Annotated in this window: 15 protein-coding genes; 10 read left to right on the plus strand and 5 right to left on the minus strand. The window is 73.6% G+C overall.

Translation table 11 applies throughout. The features are described 5' to 3' along the window. Positions 1-24: 24 nt before the first annotated feature. Positions 25-1,116 (minus strand): rhodanese-like domain-containing protein, encoded by a 1,092-nt coding sequence (locus ACUP6Y_RS00220; RefSeq protein ID WP_462553586.1) that lies wholly within the window; start codon positions 1,114-1,116, stop codon positions 25-27. A gap of 97 nt (positions 1,117-1,213) precedes the next feature. Between ACUP6Y_RS00220 and ACUP6Y_RS00225 the strand changes: the two genes are divergently transcribed. Both ACUP6Y_RS00225 and ACUP6Y_RS00230 read left to right on the plus strand, forming a co-directional pair. Continuing rightward, the gene (locus ACUP6Y_RS00225) at positions 1,214-2,605 is read left to right on the plus strand and encodes an NtaA/DmoA family FMN-dependent monooxygenase (protein WP_462553588.1); all 1,392 of its coding nucleotides are present in this window, start codon (positions 1,214-1,216) and stop codon (positions 2,603-2,605) included. Then, entirely contained in the window at positions 2,586-3,821 is a 1,236-nt protein-coding gene (locus tag ACUP6Y_RS00230; RefSeq protein ID WP_462553589.1) for an acyl-CoA dehydrogenase family protein, read from the plus strand. The genes ACUP6Y_RS00225 and ACUP6Y_RS00230 overlap by 20 nt, the downstream gene beginning before the upstream one ends. A 25-nt stretch (positions 3,822-3,846) precedes the next feature. Here the strand turns inward: ACUP6Y_RS00230 and ACUP6Y_RS00235 are convergent, their stop codons facing one another. Genes ACUP6Y_RS00235 through ACUP6Y_RS00245 form a run of 3 tightly spaced genes read right to left on the minus strand, consistent with a single transcriptional unit; the run spans position 3,847 to position 7,269 of the window. Next, positions 3,847-5,067, minus strand: a complete 1,221-nt coding sequence (locus ACUP6Y_RS00235; protein WP_462553590.1) for an MFS transporter — start codon at positions 5,065-5,067, stop codon at positions 3,847-3,849. Continuing rightward, the gene (locus ACUP6Y_RS00240) at positions 5,064-6,131 is read right to left on the minus strand and encodes an LLM class flavin-dependent oxidoreductase (protein WP_462553591.1); all 1,068 of its coding nucleotides are present in this window, start codon (positions 6,129-6,131) and stop codon (positions 5,064-5,066) included. The genes ACUP6Y_RS00235 and ACUP6Y_RS00240 overlap by 4 nt, the downstream gene beginning before the upstream one ends. Before the next feature lie 16 nt (positions 6,132-6,147). Beyond that, positions 6,148-7,269 (minus strand): acyl-CoA dehydrogenase family protein, encoded by a 1,122-nt coding sequence (locus tag ACUP6Y_RS00245; RefSeq protein WP_462553593.1) that lies wholly within the window; start codon positions 7,267-7,269, stop codon positions 6,148-6,150. A gap of 210 nt (positions 7,270-7,479) precedes the next feature. Between ACUP6Y_RS00245 and ACUP6Y_RS00250 the strand changes: the two genes are divergently transcribed. The 6 genes from ACUP6Y_RS00250 (at position 7,480) to ACUP6Y_RS00275 (ending at position 14,513) form a co-directional block, all read left to right on the plus strand. Continuing rightward, a complete protein-coding gene (locus ACUP6Y_RS00250; protein WP_462553594.1) occupies positions 7,480-8,727 on the plus strand; it encodes an LLM class flavin-dependent oxidoreductase in 1,248 nt (415 codons plus the stop codon). A gap of 25 nt (positions 8,728-8,752) precedes the next feature. Then, the gene (locus tag ACUP6Y_RS00255; protein WP_462553595.1) at positions 8,753-9,715 is read left to right on the plus strand and encodes an LLM class flavin-dependent oxidoreductase; all 963 of its coding nucleotides are present in this window, start codon (positions 8,753-8,755) and stop codon (positions 9,713-9,715) included. 67 nt (positions 9,716-9,782) lie between these two features. Beyond that, positions 9,783-10,982, plus strand: coding sequence for an acyl-CoA dehydrogenase family protein (locus tag ACUP6Y_RS00260; RefSeq protein WP_462553596.1), 1,200 nt, complete (start codon positions 9,783-9,785; stop codon positions 10,980-10,982). A 52-nt stretch (positions 10,983-11,034) separates the two neighbouring features. Beyond that, positions 11,035-12,105 carry an aldo/keto reductase gene (locus ACUP6Y_RS00265; protein WP_462553597.1) on the plus strand — a complete coding sequence of 357 codons (1,071 nt, stop codon included), beginning with the start codon at positions 11,035-11,037 and terminating at the stop codon, positions 12,103-12,105. 33 nt (positions 12,106-12,138) lie between these two features. Continuing rightward, positions 12,139-13,182 carry an aldo/keto reductase gene (locus ACUP6Y_RS00270; RefSeq protein ID WP_462553598.1) on the plus strand — a complete coding sequence of 348 codons (1,044 nt, stop codon included), beginning with the start codon at positions 12,139-12,141 and terminating at the stop codon, positions 13,180-13,182. After that, complete coding sequence (locus ACUP6Y_RS00275) at positions 13,179-14,513, plus strand: NtaA/DmoA family FMN-dependent monooxygenase (protein WP_462553599.1); 1,335 nt, start codon at positions 13,179-13,181, stop codon at positions 14,511-14,513. The genes ACUP6Y_RS00270 and ACUP6Y_RS00275 overlap by 4 nt, the downstream gene beginning before the upstream one ends. Before the next feature lie 65 nt (positions 14,514-14,578). On the opposite strand, the gene ACUP6Y_RS00280 is transcribed toward ACUP6Y_RS00275, so the two are convergent. Then, positions 14,579-16,048, minus strand: coding sequence for a SidA/IucD/PvdA family monooxygenase (locus ACUP6Y_RS00280; RefSeq protein WP_462553601.1), 1,470 nt, complete (start codon positions 16,046-16,048; stop codon positions 14,579-14,581). A 79-nt stretch (positions 16,049-16,127) separates the two neighbouring features. Here ACUP6Y_RS00280 and ACUP6Y_RS00285 point away from each other — a divergent pair, with 79 nt between their 5' ends. Next, positions 16,128-16,631, plus strand: coding sequence for a flavin reductase family protein (locus ACUP6Y_RS00285; protein WP_462553602.1), 504 nt, complete (start codon positions 16,128-16,130; stop codon positions 16,629-16,631). Between the two features lie 55 nt (positions 16,632-16,686). Continuing rightward, the gene (locus ACUP6Y_RS00290) at positions 16,687-17,652 is read left to right on the plus strand and encodes a hypothetical protein (RefSeq protein WP_462553604.1); all 966 of its coding nucleotides are present in this window, start codon (positions 16,687-16,689) and stop codon (positions 17,650-17,652) included. The last annotated feature ends 6 nt before the right edge of the window (positions 17,653-17,658 follow it).

The raw sequence follows: 17,658 nt of genomic DNA on the forward strand, positions 1-17,658 counted from the left end.
GCCGGGTCGGCGCCGTTCCGGGAGTCAGTTCGCGCCGGGTCGGGGGAAGGGGTGGAGCAGCAGGGCGATCTCGAAGCCGCGGCGCTGGAGCCAGTGCGCGACGACCGCCGCCCGGGCGCCCAGCAGGTCGTCGATCAGCACCACCCGGGCGCCGCGGACCGCGATCGTGCGGTAGGCGACGCCGAGGAGCTGGCCGCCCTCGGCCGAGATCGAGCCGGGCAGGTGCGCGGCGGCGAACTCCTCGGGGGTGCGCACGTCGAGCAGGTACGTCGTCCGGTCCGGGTCGGCCGCCCAGGCCTCGGCGGTCGCGACGTCGATGCGCGGGAACCGGTCGTCGGCCGAGATCGCCGCGACCCGGGCGGGGGTGGTGTCGAGCGTCGCGTCGCTCGCGGCCGGGTAGGTGGCGGTGGCGCCGGTCTCGAGCTCGCCGCCGGCGTCGGTCCAGGCCCGGGTGCCGTCGTACAGGAAGGAGACGGGGTTCGCGACGCCCGCGTCGATCAGGGTCTGGGCGCCGAGGATGGCGCGGGCCAGCCCGGCGCAGGAGACGACGACCCGGGTGCTCGGGTCCGGTACGACGTCAGCGAACCGGAGCAGCAGCTCGGCACCCGGTACGCCGACCGCGCCGGGGACGTGGCCGGCGGCGAACTCCGGCAGGGTGCGGGTGTCGATCACCAGCACGTCCTCGCCCGCGGCGCGCAGCTCGGCGAGCTCGGCCACCGTCGTCACCGGGGTGCCCTGCTGCTCGCTGACGGCGAGGGTGAAGTCGTTGCCGGGTACGTCGAAGGTCGGCAGCCGCTCGCCGGACGCCAGCCAGGCGGGGATGCCGCCCTCGACGGCGACCACGTGGGTCCAGCCGCGCCCGCGCAGCTCCGCGGCGAGGCGCGCGGCGACGCCACTGCCGTCGTCGATCAGCGCGGTGCGGACGACGCGCCGCGGCACGAACCGGCCGATGGTGTCGAGCAGCTCCTCGGCCGGCAGGTTCGTGGTGAACAGCGGCGAGGCGTAGCCGACGGCGGCCCGGTCGCGGACGTCGATCACGGCCAGCTCGTCGCCGTCGGCCAGCCAGGCGTGCAGGGTCGCGACGTCGATGCTGCCGGTGGAGGTGGTGGTCGTCATGGGATTCCTTCCCGCAAAGAGTTGTTAGTGAATCTAATTAGTCCACATGAGGAGACGAAAACACACTTAAATCAACAAGGTAACTAGTATTTGAGCCATGGCTCTGCCTTCCACCCGGCACCTGGTGCTCGCCGCCTCGATCACCGGCGCCGGCACCTCGCCACACGCCGCCACCTGGCCCGGCACCCGCCCGTACCGGTTCGCCGAGTGGGAGCACTACCGCCACGCCGCCGAGGTCGCGCGCCGCGGGATCCTGGACGCGGTCTTCGTCTCCGACATGCCGGCCCACACCGGGCACCGTGAGCGGGGCGCCGGGCAGGTGCTCGACCCGATCGCGTCCTTCTCGGCGATCGCCGCGGCGGTGCCCGACATCGGGTTCGTGCTCACCGCGTCGACGTCGTACAACTCGCCGTACAACCTGGCCCGGCGCATCGCCACCCTGGAGCTGATCTCCGGCGGGCGCACGATCCTCAACCTGGTCACCAACTTCAACCCGGCCGTCGCCGCCAACTTCGGCAACGCCGCCCTGCTGCCCCGAGCCGAGCGGTACCGTCGCGCCGACGAGTTCGTCGACGTCCTCGAGCAGCTCTGGGACAGCTGGCGGCTGCCCGAGGCGCCCGGCGCGGACGGGCTGCTGTGGGAGGAGGGGACCGGCAACCCGATCGACCACGACGGCGAGTTCTTCCACGTCGCCGGACCGCTCAACGTCCCGGCCGGTCCTCAGGGACGACCGGTGCTGTCGCAGGCCGGCGCCTCGGGCCCGGGACTCGACTTCGCGGCGGCGCACGCCGAGATGGTCTACGCCGCGACGCTGAGCAAGGAGCTCGCCGTCCGGTTCCGCGCCGACCTGGAGTCTCGCGTGCGCGCGGTGGGCCGTGATCCCGCCGACGTCCGCGTCGTCCCCGGCGTCAACATCATCCTCGGCGACACCGAGGCCGACGCGCGGCGGCGGCACGAGGCCTGCTTCGGCGCGGCCGACGAGGACCAGCTGATCGAGCACTTCCTGGCGTCCCAGCGCGACTGGTCCCAGCCCGGCCTGCCGACACGCGTCGACTACGACGCGCCGCTCGACCCGGCCTGGCTCGAGCCGGACCCCGACCAGAACAAGCCGATCGGGTTCAGCCGGGCGCTCCAGGAGCTGGTCGCGGCCGAGGGCCTCACGCCGCGCCAGGTGGTGCGCCGGTACGGCGAGCCGGGCGGCCACCGGCTGCTCGTCGGCACCCCCCGCCAGGTCGCCGACGCCCTGATCGACTGGTGGGCCGACGGCGTCGTCGACGGCTATGTCGCCCACTTCCCGGTGCTGCCCGAGGACCTCGAGCGCTTCGTCGACGAGGTGGTGCCGCTGCTGCAGGCGGACGGCGCCTTCCCGCGCAGCTACGCCGACTCCGGCCGCACCATGCGCGAGCGTCTCGGGCTGCCGGACCCCCGCACGTCCCCGATCACCCAACCCACGACCACGGAGGAACCGCATGTCGCTCACGGACACTGAGCTGCTCGAGAAGTACCAGCCGGTCTTCGACAAGATCCGCGCCACCTCGATCGAGCGCGAGGAGAACGACCGCCTCGCGCTCGAGGAGGCGGGCTGGCTCAAGGAGGCCGGCTACACCGCGCTGCGGGTGCCGACGGAGTGCGGCGGCGACGGCGCCAGCCTGCGCCAGCACTTCCTGCTCACCATCGAGCTCGCGGCCGCGGAGTCGAACCTCCCGCACGCGCTGCGGATCCACTTCCGCACCACCGAGGACCACTGGCAGACCCGCGACGAGGCCCGCTCACAGGCGTGGCTCGAGCGGATCGCCGGCGGCGCCGTCGTCGGCACCGCGGTCAGCGAGCGCACCGGCGAGTTCCGCAAGCCGTCGACGACGCTGACCCGCCGTGACGGCGCACTGCTGCTCAACGGCACCAAGTACTACAGCAGCGGCGCACTGTACGCCGACTACCTCACCGTCTCGGCCGCCGAGGAGAACGGCGACCTGCTCAGCGTCGTCGTCCGCGCGGACGCGCCCGGGGTCGAGCGGATCGACGACTGGGCCGGCTTCGGCCAGCGCGCCAGCGCCAGTGGTACGACGATCTTCACCGACGCCCCGGTGGACGGGGAGGAGTGGATCTTCCCGCCGGTCGGGGGCAGTGGCACCCGGCTCGCGCATCTCCAGCTGACCCACCTGGCCACGGCTGCCGGGATCGTGCGCCGCGCCGTCGACGACGTCGCCGCGTTCGTCCGCGCCCGGCAGCGCACCTACCCGCACGCCAGCGCCACGGTCGCCGCCCAGGACCCGCTGGTGCAGCAGGTGATCGGCAAGGCGGACGCGGTCGCCCACGCGCTGCGCTCGATCGTGCTGGAGGCCGCCGCCGCGCTGGACCGGGCCCAGGACGCCCGTTTCGCCTTCCGTACGGCGGCCCCGGGCGACCGGGTGCCGGAGGCTGAGGACGCAGTGGTCGCGCTGGAGCTGGCCGCGGAGCTGGCGGCGTACCGCGCCCAGAGCGTGGTCTTCGACCTGGCCATCGCGACCGCCTCGGAGATCTTCGAGGTCGGCGGCTCCTCGGCGCTGGACCGCAAGCACCACCTGGACCGGCACTGGCGCAACCTGCGTACTGTGGCCAGCCACAATCCGATCATCTACCGCGAGCGCCAGCTCGGCGACTACGTGCTCAACGGCACCCCGCCGGCGTCGGTCTCCAGCGAGGACACGGCCGGCAAGGCCTCCTGAGCCGGTCCCCGAGGCCGCCTGCTTCTCAGGAGCAGGCGGGCTCGGGCACCGCGTCCAGTGAGTGCGCGTCGGGCGCGGCCCGGCGGGCCCCGATCAGCGGGACCAGGGCGAGGGCCGCCAGCACGCAGGCGGTGCCCATCACGACCAGGAACCGCCAGTCCGAGAGCCAGGTCGCGACCAGCGGCGCGCCCGCGCGGGACACGGCCATCGGCACGGTCATCACCGACAGGATGCTCGCGAACGTGGTCACCCCGAAGATGTCGGCGACGATCGAGGGCCGGGCGACGACGCTGATGCCGTAGCCCAGCCCGAAGAACGCGATGCACATCAAGGTGAGCGGGATCGAGGTCCCCACCAGCGGCAAGATGAGCATGCCGACGCCCTGGACGCCGAAGGACACCGCGGTCACCCGGGTCATCCCGAACCGGGCCGCCAGCGGGGCCAGTGCCAGCCGCGAGGTGAGCTGCAGGGTGCCGACCGCCAACGGCAGACTGGCCGCGGTGCCGGCCGAGAAGCCGACGTCGCGGAAGTAGGTCACCATCAGCAGCAGGAACGCCGCGTTCGCCCCGCCCTGCAGCACGAACGCCACCAGCAGCAGCCAGAACCGGCTGTTGCGCAGTGCCTCGCCGAGCCGGACGCCGGCCCGGTCGGCGAGCAGCGCGGAATGCATCGCCCGGCTGGGTACGACGAACGCGTGCAGCGGGATCGCGGTGAGGGCCAGCACGGCGCCCAGCACCAGCAGCGACGGCCGCCAGCCGATCTGGGTGTCGAGCCACCCGGTCAGCGGGTAGAAGAAGCTGGTCGCGAAGCCGGTGATCATGGTGACCACGACGATCGCGGTGTCCCTGCGCTTCTCGTCGGTGGCCACGACCAGCACCGCGAAGGCCGACTCGTAGGTCGACGCGGCCAGCGAGAAGCCGATCAGCACGAAGGCGAGGTAGAGGTGGGGCAGGGAGTGGGCGGTGGCCCACAGCCCGACGCCGGCCACGCCGACGACGGTGCCGAGGGTCATGATCAGCCGGCCGCCGTACCGGTCGAGCATCCGGCCGATCGGGACCGCGGTGAAGGCGCCGACCAGGGTCGAGAGCGTCGCCGCGCCGGCCACGGCCGTGCGGGAGGCGCCGAGGTCGGCGGACATCGGCACGAGGAGCACGGTGAAGGACTGGATCAGCGCGCCGTAGCCGATGGTGTTGGTGACGATGAAGGCGATGACCAGCCGGGTGCTGGTCGGGGGCGCTGGGCTCATCCGCGCAGCAGCGGGAGCAGCTGGTCGCCCTGGCGCTTGATCTCGTCGAGGTACGGCGTGTCCGACAGCACGAAGTGGGTGACGCCGAGGTCGGCGTAGCGGCGCAGCGACTTGGCGACGTCCTGCGGCGAGCCGACCAGCCAGGTGGTGGCCGCGCCGCCGCCGCCGACCTTGCCCGGCGTCGTGTAGAGGTTGTCGTCGAGGACCTCGCCGCGCCCGGCCAGGTCGAGCAGCCGCTGCTGGCCGACGGCGGCGCGGCGGTGCGCGTCCTGGGTGACGGCGCCCTGCTGCGCGGCCATCTGGGCGACCTTCGCCTCGGCGTCCGCCCAGGCCTGGTCGGTGGTGTCGCGGACGAAGGTGGTGATCCGCAGGCCGAACTGCAGCGGCGCGTGCCGGCGCCCCACCTCGTGCTCGAGCGCCCGCAGCCGCTCGATCCGCTCGCGTACGCCGTCGAGCGGCTCGCCCCAGAACAGCTGGACGTCGGCCTCCGCGGCGGCGGTGCGCTCGGCGGCCTCGGAGGCGCCGCCGAAGTAGATGGTGGGGTGCGGGCGGCCCTCGCGCGGCGTGATCCGCGGCGCGACCGTCGAGTCGGTCACCGAGAAGTGCTCGCCGTGGAAGGTGACGTTCTCCTCGGTCCACAGCCGGCGGATCAGCTGGATGAACTCGGTCGTGCGCGCGTAGCGGTCGGCCTGCTCGGCGTCCGCGTCGCCGTACGCCGCCAGGCTGTCCTTGCCCGAGACGATGTTGACCCGGACCCGGCCACCGGTGAGGTGGTCGAGGGTCGCGACCGACGCCGCGAAGTTCGCGGGGCGCCAGTAGCCCGGGCGGACGGCGATCAGCGGCTCGAAGGTCGTGGTGCGCGCGGCGAGCGCGGTGGCGACGGTGAAGGTGTCGGGGCGACCCCACGTCGTCCCGATCAACGCGCCCTTCCAGCCGTGGTCCTCGAGGGCGCGGGCCTGCTCGGTGAGGGTGTCCAGGCTGTTGTGGTCCGGCGCGATGTGGTCGTCGCCGCGGTGGCCGGGCTCGGTCTGGTTGGGGATGTACCACAGGTACTCGGCGGTCATGATCTTCCTCCGGGAGTCAGCGGGCGAGACTGGTGAGTTGGGCGGCGCGGACGTCCGGGGTCTGGCCCTGGACGAGGATGAAGAGCACGGAGCGGGCGTGCAGCTGGGCGGTGTCGGTGCCGGCCAGGCCGCGCCCGGAGCGGGCGACGAGCAGGGCCCGGGTCACGACCGACAGCGCGTCGCCGCTGGCGACCTTGGTGTCGAGCCGCTCCTGGATCCGGTGCGCCCCGCCGCCGGCCCGCACGGCCTCGTCCGACAGCTCGTAGGCGCGGGCCCGGATCTCCTCGATCCGGGGGCGCCATACGGCGGCGACCTCGCGGGCCAGGGGGTGCTCGGCGCGGTCGAGCTCGTCGAGGACGCGGCGGGCCAGGCCGAAGTGGTGGGCGCGGGCGTCGCTGGCGGTGCCGAGGTCCTCGTGGCGCCACCGCTCGAGCGTCTGGACGCCGAGCACGTGGCCCTCCGGCACGAACACCTGGTCGAGCACCACCCGCTCGGTGCGGCTGCCCTCGACCGCGCTGAGCTGCAGCGGGGTGGCGTGCAGCCGGTCGCCGACCTCGACCAGGGCGGTGACCACCCGGTCCGGCTGCGAGCCGGCGGCGGGGTGGACGGCGGCGACGGTGATGGCGGAGTTCAGGCCCCAGCCGCTGACCCAGGAGATGGTGCCGCTGAACACCCAGCCGCCCTCGACCTCGTGGGCGAGGATCGCGCTCGTGGGATAGCGGCGTACGTCGCTCACCGCCGCGCCCAGCAGCAGCTCGCCGCGCAGGATCCGCAGCGCGAGGTCGGGCAGCGGGTGGCCGGCGGCGCGGACGGTCGCGATCCGGGCGGCCAGGGGAGCATGCTGCGCCCAGACGAGCCAGGTGTTGAAGCAGCCGCCGGCGAGGATCTCGTGCAGCCGCCGGTCGGTGGCGCGGTCCAGCTCGCGCCCGCCGAACTCGCGGGGCGCGAGGTGGTTGAGCAACCCGAGCTCGCGCAGCTCCGCGATCCGCTCGGGGGTGACCCCGCCGACCTCGGTGGCCAGCGCCGTCGGGGCGAGCACGCGCTCGGCGTACTCCCGCACGCGCTGCACGAAGGGATGGCCGTCGGCTGTGTCCACGGCCTCGGCGGCCGGGGTCGCCACCAGTTCGGGGGGCGTCATCTCTCAACTCCTGGGATTCAGGAGGTCCCACCAGCAAGCGAGTGCCGGCTGCGGGCCGCGACGCTCGCGACGACGCCGGCTGCGGGTGGGACCCCGGTGACCACGATGTGGACGCTATCTTAGTCAAGCAACTAAACTCAATCGAACTACTACAGTATCTGGACAGGGGTGCTGATCCAGACCGACGCAGGGGAGTAAGGGGACAAGCGCATGACCGACGGGCCGCAGCTGCACCTGAACGTCAACATCCTCAACGCGGGCGTGTTCGGGGGCTCGTGGCGACTGCCCGGCACCGACGGCACCGCCAGCTACGGGATCGAGCACTACACCGACATCGCGCGCCGCGCCGAGGAAGCCTGCCTGGACGCGGTGTTCCTGGCCGACGGGCCGGTGCTCGACCCGCAGATCCGGCACCGCCCCAACAACAACCTCGAGCCGACGACCGTGCTCGCGCGGATCGCCGCGCGGACCGAGCGGATCGGGCTGATCGCGACCCTGTCGTCGTCGTACAACGACCCGCGCGAGCTGGCCCGCCGCTTCGGCGACCTCGACGTCGTCACCGGCGGCCGGGTCGGCTGGAACGTCGTCACCACCGCCGGTCCGGTGGCCGCCGCGAACTTCGGCCGCGAGGGCGAGCCGGACCACGCGCTGCGCTACCGCCGCGCCGCCGAGTTCGTCGAGCAGGTCGTCGCGACCTGGGACGTCGCCGAGCGCCCCTCGCCGCAGGGCCGGCCGGTCGTGGTCCAGGCCGGCGGGTCCAGCGACGGCAAGCGGCTGGCCTCCCGCGTCGGCGAGGTGATCTTCTCCGCCGAGCAGGACGTCGCCAAGGCCCGGGAGTTCCGTGCCGAGCTGCGCGCCGGCGCCGCGGACTTCGGTCGCGACCCCGGCGAGATCGTGGTGCTGCCGGGCATCTCCACCGTCATCGGCAGCACCGAGGCCGAGGCCCGCGAGCGTCGCACGCTGCTCGACGACATCCTGCCCGACGCCTACGCGCGCGGCCGGCTGGCCGGTCAGCTCGGCTTCTCACTGGACGGCCTCGACGACGACCGGCCGATCCCGCCCGAGCTGCTGTCCGACCCCGACGAGGCGGGCGGCTCGCAGACCTTCTACCGGGTGGTGCGCGGCATCATCGACCGGGAGAACCCGACCCTGCGCCAGCTGCTGCGCAAGCTCAGCGGCGGCGGTGGCCACCGGATCGTGGTCGGCACGCCCGAGCAGATCGCCGACGACATCGAGCTGTGGTTCCGCACCGGCGCGGCCGACGGGTTCAACGTGATGCCCGACGTGCTGCCCTCGGGCTTCGACCAGTTCGTCGAGCACGTGGTGCCCGAGCTGCAGCGCCGCGGCCTGTTCCGCCGCGAGTACACCGGCTCCACGCTGCGCCACCACCTCGGCCTCGGACTCCCGCCCGCGCCGCGCCCCGTGGCCGACCGCGCCCCGCTCGAAGCCGCCCGCTGACCCGGATCCAGGAGGACGACACCCGATGACCACCATCCCCCCGCGCGCCGTGCTCGTGGAGCTCGCCGTGGGCGCCACGCCCGGCAGCGTCCCCACGGTCGCCGAGGCCGCCCGGATCGCCGTCGCCGCCGAGGCGGCCGGCGTCACCGCGCTGCGCCTGGTCGACGAGCTCGCCGACGGCGCCGTGCTCGACCCGTCCGTCGTGGCCGGCTTCCTCGCCGGTACGACGACCGCGCTCGGCTATGTCGTCGACGTGCCGACGACCCGCAACGCGCCGTACAACGCGGCCCGGCGGATCCTGTCCCTGGACCGCGCGGTCGGCGGCCGGGTCGGCCTCGCCCTGCGCCCCGGCGCCGGCGACGAGGTGAGCGAGGCGGTCGCGCCCGATCCCGCGGCCGCGGATCCGGTCGAGCGCTGGGCGGAGTACGCCGACGTGCTCGCCCGGCTCTGGGAGAGCTTCCCCGCCGAGGCGCTGGTGGGCGACCAGGACGCCGAGGTCTTCGCCCGTGACGAGCTGATCCGTCCGATCGCGCACCACGGGCGCTACTACCGGGTCCGCGGCCCGCTGGACGGACCGTCGTCGGTCCAGGGGCGCCCGGTGCAGGTCGTGGTCGACACCGACGCCGTCGACCTCCGCACGCTCGCGCCGCTCGCCGACGTGGTCGTCGTCGACCGGGAGCGTGCCGCCGGGTACGCCGCGGCCCTCGCCGACGCACTGGCCGCCGTCGGTCGCTCGCGCGAGGACGTCGCGCTGCTCGGCCGGGTCCGGCTCGACCGCGCCGACCTCGCGACCCCGATCGCGGTGCTCGCCGAGCTCGAGAGCTGGGCGGCGGCCGACGGTCTCGACGGCTTCGACCTCGCCGGTGACGACCCGCTCGCGCTGGTCGACCTCGCCGGTCGACTGGGGTCCCGCGGCGGCGACACCCTGCGCGCCGCGCTCGGCCTGACCCCGGTGGCCGACCGTCTCGCCCGGGCGGACGTCGCATGAACCACCCCACGAAGCTCTGCGTCTCCCCCGCTTCGCTCCTCCGCCGCACGACTTCGCGGGGACCCCGGTGAGCGCGCTGCCCACCGACACCGTGCTCACCCCGGCCTCGATCCGGGCCGCGGTCGCACCGGTGCTGGCCGAGCTGTCCGCGACCTCGCGCGAGCGCGAGGGGACTCGGGACTATCCCCACACGCTGGTCCGCCGACTCGCCGATGCCCGGATCACCCTGATCGCCGTGAAACGCGAGGACGGCGGCGCCGGCGGCGACCTGCGCGATCTCGCCGACCTGGTGATCGACATCGCGCGCGCCGACTCCAGCGTGGCGCAGTCGTTGCGCTCCAGCTTCCTGACGTCGTGGACGGTCGTCTCCGACCCGGCCGCGCCGCAGCGCGAGCGCACCCTCCAGCGCCTGCGCGCCGGACACCTGTTCGCCGGCACCGCCAACGAGCGCGGTGGGGCGGCCGGCGGCGTCGCGACCACGCTGCGCACGCGGGCCGACGGGGTCCGGGTCGTCGACGGCGAGAAGTACTACTCGACCGGGAGCCAGTACGCGACCTGGTTCGGCGGCACCGCCGTCGACGAGCAGGGCCGGCTGGTCCGGTTCTCGGTGCCCGTCGACCGGGACGGCGTCGAGGTGGTCGACGACTTCGACGCCGTCGGACAGCGGCTGACCGCGTCCGGGACCACCCGGCTGCACGCCGTACCGGTCGAGGACGACGAGTGGAGCCTCGCCAAGGACACCCCGCCGCGCAACCCCTGGCAGGGCTCGCTGGCCCAGCTCTACCTGGCCGCCGTCGAGGCCGGCATCGCCGCGGCCGCCCTGGACGACGCGGTCCGGTTCGCGCGCGAGGTGGCCCGCCCGATCAAGCACTCCACCGCCGAGACCGCCGTCGACGACCCGTACGTGCGTCACGTGGTCGGCGAGATCGCGGCCCGGGCCAACGCGGCCCGCGCGGTGGTGCTGCTCGCGGCCGAGGTGCTCGGCGCGGTGCCGGCGGCCGGCGACGACGAGGTGCGCGAACGCGGCGCCGAGGCGTCGGTGACCGTCGCGCAGGCGCAGTACGTCGCGATCGAGTCCGCCCTGCGCGCGGCCGAGCTGCTCTTCGACGTCGGCGGCGGCTCGGCCACCGACCGCGACCACGCGCTGGACCGCCACTGGCGCAACGCGCGCACCGTGGCCAACCACAACCCCCGCAGCTGGAAGGCCGGCGTGACCGGCGGCTGGCTGCTGGTCGGCGAGGAGCCGCCGACCACCGGACTGTTCTGACCCTCCCCATCCAGGCGTCGCGACCGAGTCGGCGCCGTACGAAAGGAAACCCATGTCCCTCGAGCTGACCAGACGACTCGGGCGCACCGGAGTCCGGATCAGTCCGCTGACCCTGGGCACCATGAACTTCGGCCGCTGGGCCGAGGAGCCCGAGAGCATCGAGATCATCCACGCCGCCGTCGACGCGGGGATCACCGTGATCGACACGGCCGACGCCTACGGCAGCGGCCGGTCCGAGGAGATCGTCGGCAAGGCGCTGGCGAGCGCGTCGGTGCCGCGCGAGGACCTCTTCCTCGCGACCAAGTTCCACGGCCAGATCGGCGACAACCCGCAGCACGCCGGCAACAGCCGGCGCTGGATCACCCAAGCCGTCGAGGACAGCCTGCGTCGCCTGGGCACCGACTACCTCGACCTCTACCAGGCTCACCGACCCGACCCGCACACCGATCTCCTCGAGACCCTGGTGACCCTCGACGGCCTGGTCCGCGCGGGCAAGATCCGCTACTACGGCACCTCCACCTTCCCGGCCCACCAGCTGGTCGAGGCGCACTGGCTCGCCGAGAAGCACGGCCTGATCGCGCCGCACACCGAGCAGCTGCCGTACTCCATCCTGGTGCGCGGCGTCGAGCGCGAGGTGTTCCCCGTCGTCGAGAAGTACGGCGTCGGCGTGATCTCCTACGGACCGCTCGCCGCGGGCTGGCTCTCGGGCAAGTACCGGATCGGCGTGGAGCAGCCGGTCTCCCAGCGGGCCGACCTGATCCCGGGCCGCTTCGACATCGGCCTGGAGCGCAACGAGCGCAAGCTGCGCGCCGCCGACGCCCTGGCCACGCTGGCCGAGGAGAACGGGCTGAGCCTGATCGACCTGGCCGTCGCCTTCGCCCTCAACCACCCGGCGATCAGCTCGGTCATCATCGGCCCGCGCACGCCGGACCACTTCGAGGCCTACCTCAAGGCGGCCACCGTGCAGCTCGACGACGCGATCTTGGACCGCATCGACGAGATCGTCGACCCGGGCACCCAGTTCCTCGAGCGCGACACCGGCCAGCACACGCCGTCCCTGCAGCCCGCGGCCCTGCGCCGCAGCCACGCCGTCGTGGGCCCGCCCGCGGCCAACCGGCACTGACCCCCGACCGAAACCACCAGCGAGAGACGAGACATGAGCGAGCAGACCTTCCCCCACTACCACCGCGTCCACCAGGCGGCCGAGAACCGCTACGAGCAGGTTCCCTACCGGCGTACCGGCCGCTCCGGGCTGGACCTGCCGGCCTTCTCCTTCGGCCTGTGGCAGAAGTTCGGCGCCGACTACGCCTTCGACAAGCAGCGCGACATCATCCTGCACGCCTTCGACCTGGGCATCACCCACTTCGACAACGCCAACCGCTACGGCCCACCGCACCGCGGCGCGGAGCAGACCTTCGGCCGGGTGCTGCGCAAGGAGCTCGGCGCCTACCGCGACGAGCTGGTGCTCTCGACCAAGGCCGGCGGCGTGATGGGCCCGAGCCCCTACCTCAAGGGGGGCAGCCGCAAGAACCTGCTGACCTCGCTGGACTGGAGCCTGCGCGACCTCGGCACCGACTACGTCGACATCTTCTACCACCACACCCCCGACGAGACGACGCCGCTGGAGGAGACCGCGTCGGCGCTCGCCACCGCCGTCCGCTCCGGCAAGGCGCTCTACGTCGGCATCTCCAACTACAAGACCGACCGCGCCGCCGCGATCGCCGCGCTGCTGAAGGCCGAGGGCGTCCCGCTGCTGATCCACCAGCCGCGCTACTCGATCTTCGACCGCAGCATCGACCAGAACGGCCTGGCCCAGCTCGCCCTCGACGAGGGCTTCGGGCTGATCGTGTACTCGCCGCTCGCTCAGGGCCTGCTCACCAACAAGTACCTCGAGTCGATCCCCGAGGGCGCCCGCGCCGAGAACTCCGAGTTCCTCGACAAGTCCCTGATCGACGAGACCTACCGTCAGCGCACGGCGGAGCTGGTCAAGCTCGCCGAGGCCCGCGGCCAGTCGCTGGCCCAGCTCGCGCTGCAGTGGGTGCTGCGCAACCCCGCCGTCACCTCCGCCCTGATCGGTGCCAGCTCGACCGAGCAGCTCGACCACAACGTGCAGGCGGCCCAGGGGCCGGAGTTCACCGCCGAGGAGCTGGCCGTCATCGAGGAGTACGGAGTCCACGGCACCGGAGTCGTCCTGCGATGACCCTCCACCTCGTCGCGTCCCTGATGACGCCCGGCCACTTCCGAGCCGCCTGGCGCCTGCCGCACAACGACCCTGGCGACCACCTGTCGATCGACTACTTCCAGGGACTGGCCAGGGTCGCGGACGAGGTGGGCCTGGACGCGATCTTCCTGGGCGACGCCCCGGCGCTCTCCCCGGAGATCGCGTCCCACCCGGCCAACGGGATCGACCCGCTGGTGCTGCTGGGCAACCTGGCCGCGATCACCGAGCGGGTCGGGGTGCTGATCACCAGCTCGACGACCTACAACTCGCCGTACAACCTCGCGCGGCGGTTCCAGGCGCTCGACATCGTCACCCGGGGCCGGGCCGCGGTGAACCTGGTGACCACCTTCGCGGGCGGCGCCTCGGCGAACTTCGGGTACGCCGAGAACCCCGACAAGGAGACCCGCTACCGCCGCGCCTACGAGTTCCTGCAGGTGGTGCAGGGGCTGTGGGACGGCTGGGAGCCGGGGGCGATCCTCGCCGACAAGGAGGCCGGGCGGTACGCCGACACCGACCGGATCCACCCGATCGAGCACCGCGGCGAGTTCTTCACCGTGCGCGGCCCGCTGCCGACGCCGGCCGGACCGCAGGGCCGTCCGGTGGTCTGCCAGGCCGGCGGCTCCGAGGGCGGTCTCCGGCTCGGCGCGGAGCTGGCGGACGTGATCTTCACGGTGGCCCAGACCCAGGACAAGGCGGTCGCCTTCCGCGACGACATCCGGGCGCGGGCGGTCGCCGCCGGCCGGCGCGCCGACGACGTCAAGGTGTCGCTGGGCGTGATCGTCCTCGTCGGCACCGACGAGGACGACACCGCGGCGCGCTTCGAGGAGCTCTACGCCACGGTGCCGGAGGAGCAGATCGCCCGCACCACGCTGGCGCTGCTCGGCCTGGGGGATCGGGACCTGGACACCCCGATCTCCCTGGCCGACCTGCCCGAGGTGCCGGTCGGTGAGGCCGGCTCGGCCGGCTTCCAGGTCAGCACCCGCGGCATGCTCAAGGACGGTCCGCTGACGCCGCGCGAGCTGGTCCGGCGCACCGCCGGGGTGGCCGGCGGTGGACACCGGCTGCTGGCCGGCACCCCCGAGCAGATCGCCGACGACCTCGCTGCCTGGTACGCCGCGGGCGCGGCCGACGGCTTCACCATCATGTACGCCGACACCTCGGTCGACTTCGAGAGGTTCGCCCGGCTCGTCGTACCGCTGCTGGTCGAGCGGGGACTGTTCGTCCCCGGCGAGGTCGGCAGCACGCTGCGCGAGCGGCTCGGGCTGCCCTTCCCCGCGCAGGCGCGTGGGTCGGAGCGGCTGGTCGGCTGACCGGCTGACCGGCTGACGGCGGAGCCGGGCGGGTGATCCTCGCCCGGCTCCGCCTTCTCGCGCGCTCAGGTGACCGGCACCGCCCGGTCCTGGTTGTCGTCCTGCGGGCTCCACACCGCGTGGGCGTAGGCCGCGCGGTGGCCGGGGTCGGGCGCGGCCGAGGCCGTCGATGCGGGGGCGGGCAGGGCCAGATCCTCGAAGAACAGGTCGCGACCGAGCGCGTCGACGAGCCGGGGCACGCCGGTCGACAGGCTGGCGACGTCGCCGACGGGCAGTCCGAAGCTCATGGCGGCGGCGGCCGAGAACACGTGGATCCGGCCCAGCCACGGCGCCTCGCCGGGGTGCCTCTCCTCCAGCTCGTAGCCCGTGCCGAGGTAGGGCCACCGGCCGAGCGCGGGATCGGCCAGCTCGGCCGGGGGCTGGTAGCGGTCCTCCCACAGCGCGATCCGGTCGGCGATCGGGCCGAGGTCGGGGCTGGTGGCCGGGTCGTACTGGTAGCCGGTGCCGGCGATCGCGAAGTCGAAGTGGTGCGTGCCGTCGGCCGCCTCCACGCGTAGGCCCGCGCCCTCGGGAGCCGCGGCGGCCCAGCCGGCGGACAGATGCACCCGGAAGCCGTCGTGTGCCGCGGCACGCTGGACCGACTCGAGCGTGCAGCTGCGTCCGGCGCGGGCGGTGGCGACCTTGAGCTGCCACCGGTCGGCGTCGCTGCGGCGGTGGAAGTTCTCCCGGCCGCCGAGGTTGGGCGGCGGGAAGCCGCCGCCCTGGACGATCAGCTCGGGACGGCGGGTGAACAGGTGGACCTCGGCCGCGCCGGCCTCCAGCGCGGTGCCGGCCGCGTCGAGCGCGGAGGCGCCGGCGCCGACGACGGCGACCCGGCGACCGCGCAGGGCGGCGAAGTCGATGTCGTCGCCGGTGTGCGCCCACAGCGAACGTGGCAGGTCGGCCAGGGCGTGCGGGACCTGGGGCCCGCCGGTGCCGGCGACGCCGTTGGCGAACACCAGCTTGCGGGTGGTCTCGGTGACCCGGCGGGTGGTGCCGTCCTCGGCGGTGAGCTCGAGCTCCGCGGCGACGTGCGTGGGGTGGCCGGTGAGCCCGACCAGGCGGGTCCGGTGCCGGACCGGGACGCGGACGATGCCCTCGACCCAGGTGAGGTACTCCGCCCACTCCAGGCGGGGGATCCGCTCCAGCTCGTCGTACGCTGCGACGCCGTGGCGGCGCTCGTACCAGCTGCGGAAGCTCAGCTCGGGGAAGCCGAACTCCGGCTCCGGCCAGGCCTTGGGGGTCCGCAGTCGCCGCATCCGGGCGATGGTGGTCCACACCCCGGCGCCGCCCGGCGCGGCGGCGTCGATCACCGACGTGGCGGCGATCCCGGCCCGCCGCAGCGCGAAGCCGATGGCCAGGCCGGCCTGGCCGCCGCCGACGACCAGGACGTCGTGGTCGGTGTCGGTCTCCCGGACCCAGGGGGCGGGCGGGGCGCCGAACAGTCGGTGGATGCGGGCGCCGTACTCGTGGTCGCTCTCAGGCGGTGGTGTCATGCATTGGACTATATCTCCAGTAACTTACTCGTCTTACGGTATGTTCATGTGTCATGCAGTCATCGATCCAGCGGGCCCCATGAGCATCTTCCCGACGAACCAGGACCTCGACCCCTCCCGGCTCCGCAAGGCCTTCGGCGTCCATCCCACCGGCGTGGTCGCCGTCGCGGCGGTGGTCGACGGCCTGCCGGTGGGGCTGGCTGCCTCGTCGTTCCGCTCGGAGTCGCTCGACCCGCCGCTGGTCTCCTTCTCGATCGCGGCGGGATCGAAGACCTGGCCGGACCTGCGCCGCTCGCCCCGCCTGGGCGTCACCGTCCTGGCCGAGCACCACGGCACTCTCGCCCGGCAGCTGGCGGGCGAGCCCGACCAGCGCTTCGCCGGCGTCGGCGTCTCGGCGTCCGACGACGGCGGACTGGTGATCGACGACGGGGTGGCCTGGTTCGACACCTCGATCTACCGGGAGGTGGAGGCAGGCGACCACGTCATCGTGCTGCTGCGGATCCACGCGGTCGAGCAGCCGGACGCCGGAGCCCCGCTGATCTTCCACCGCTCGGCCTTCGGTCGGCTCGCCGTGTCGCTGTGAGTCGCCCGTAGCGAAGGTCGGACCGCCTACCCCGCCTCATGGCAAGATTCGGCGCGTGAGTCGTGTGGGGAGTCTGGGTGCCGTGCTGGCCGGTGCCCTCCTCCTGACGGCGTGCAGCGGCGACCCCGAGCCGGTCCACCAGGTGGTGCCGACGCCGGAGGCGGTGGTCACCGAGTACGACGCCTCGAAGGAGCCGTCCGCCGCGGTGCTGACCCTGGTGCCGTCCGCCGCGACCACGCTGGCGGTCACCGACTTCGACCAGCTCCGCCTGGTGCTGGGCTTCTCGACGCTCGACGGCACCACGCCCGCGCCGGAGCGGGAGAGGTTCTGGCGTCGTCTCCCGCGCACCGCCGCACTGTCCGAGGGCCTGCTGCGACCGGTCGACCAGCGGCTGCGCAACCAGTTCGGGATCAGCCAGGACGACGTCGCGTGGGAGGCGAGCTGGACCGGCGCCGACGGAGCCGAAGGCTGGGTGCTGGCGTTCCACGACAAGGTGCCGATGCCTGCCGTCCACCGGGCCGTCGAGGCCGGCGTCGGCCGGCTGGCCGGCGCGGTCGTCGACGACCAGCGCCACCTGGTCACCTCCGCCGCCCCGCCCGCCGTCGCCGACTCCTGGGGCGCCGACCCCGCGCTCGTCGCGCTCACGGGCAGCGAGGCGGTCTCGACGTACGTCGAGCGCGGCTGCACCCCCTTCGACCAGGTCTTCGGCGCCGGCATGGAGCAGCAGCTCGCCGCGGCGCCGGCCGCCGCCCTGCACGGGCTCGACCAGCTCGACGCCTGGTCGGTGGCGCTCGGCACCGAGCTGGTCACCGCCCAGCTCGGCGCGAAGCGCAGCGACGCCTTCGACCGGGTCCGGCTGGCCGACGTGATGCCGCCGACCGACCCCGAGTTCGGCCTGGTGATGAGCCGCGGCGTCGCCGACCCCGCCAGCGGCCGGCTCGGCTATGTCCTCGACGACCCCGCCGCCGCGGCCCGGCTCACCCGCCAGGGTCACCTGCCGTTCACGGTCTGCCCGAGCTGATCCCGA

The organism is Nocardioides sp. S5-5 (genome assembly GCF_054954065.1).

Coding starts and splice junctions, on each gene's coding strand:
- ACUP6Y_RS00240 (WP_462553591.1), bottom strand. CDS start 6,131: ATGACCGCCGAGTACCTGTGGTACATCCCCAACCAGACCGAGCCCGGC.
- ACUP6Y_RS00250 (WP_462553594.1), top strand. CDS start 7,480: ATGACCGACGGGCCGCAGCTGCACCTGAACGTCAACATCCTCAACGCG.
- ACUP6Y_RS00275 (WP_462553599.1), top strand. CDS start 13,179: ATGACCCTCCACCTCGTCGCGTCCCTGATGACGCCCGGCCACTTCCGA.
- ACUP6Y_RS00280 (WP_462553601.1), bottom strand. CDS start 16,048: ATGACACCACCGCCTGAGAGCGACCACGAGTACGGCGCCCGCATCCAC.
- ACUP6Y_RS00245 (WP_462553593.1), bottom strand. CDS start 7,269: ATGACGCCCCCCGAACTGGTGGCGACCCCGGCCGCCGAGGCCGTGGAC.
- ACUP6Y_RS00270 (WP_462553598.1), top strand. CDS start 12,139: ATGAGCGAGCAGACCTTCCCCCACTACCACCGCGTCCACCAGGCGGCC.
- ACUP6Y_RS00225 (WP_462553588.1), top strand. CDS start 1,214: ATGGCTCTGCCTTCCACCCGGCACCTGGTGCTCGCCGCCTCGATCACC.
- ACUP6Y_RS00285 (WP_462553602.1), top strand. CDS start 16,128: ATGAGCATCTTCCCGACGAACCAGGACCTCGACCCCTCCCGGCTCCGC.
- ACUP6Y_RS00265 (WP_462553597.1), top strand. CDS start 11,035: ATGTCCCTCGAGCTGACCAGACGACTCGGGCGCACCGGAGTCCGGATC.
- ACUP6Y_RS00220 (WP_462553586.1), bottom strand. CDS start 1,116: ATGACGACCACCACCTCCACCGGCAGCATCGACGTCGCGACCCTGCAC.
- ACUP6Y_RS00230 (WP_462553589.1), top strand. CDS start 2,586: ATGTCGCTCACGGACACTGAGCTGCTCGAGAAGTACCAGCCGGTCTTC.
- ACUP6Y_RS00235 (WP_462553590.1), bottom strand. CDS start 5,067: ATGAGCCCAGCGCCCCCGACCAGCACCCGGCTGGTCATCGCCTTCATC.
- ACUP6Y_RS00255 (WP_462553595.1), top strand. CDS start 8,753: ATGACCACCATCCCCCCGCGCGCCGTGCTCGTGGAGCTCGCCGTGGGC.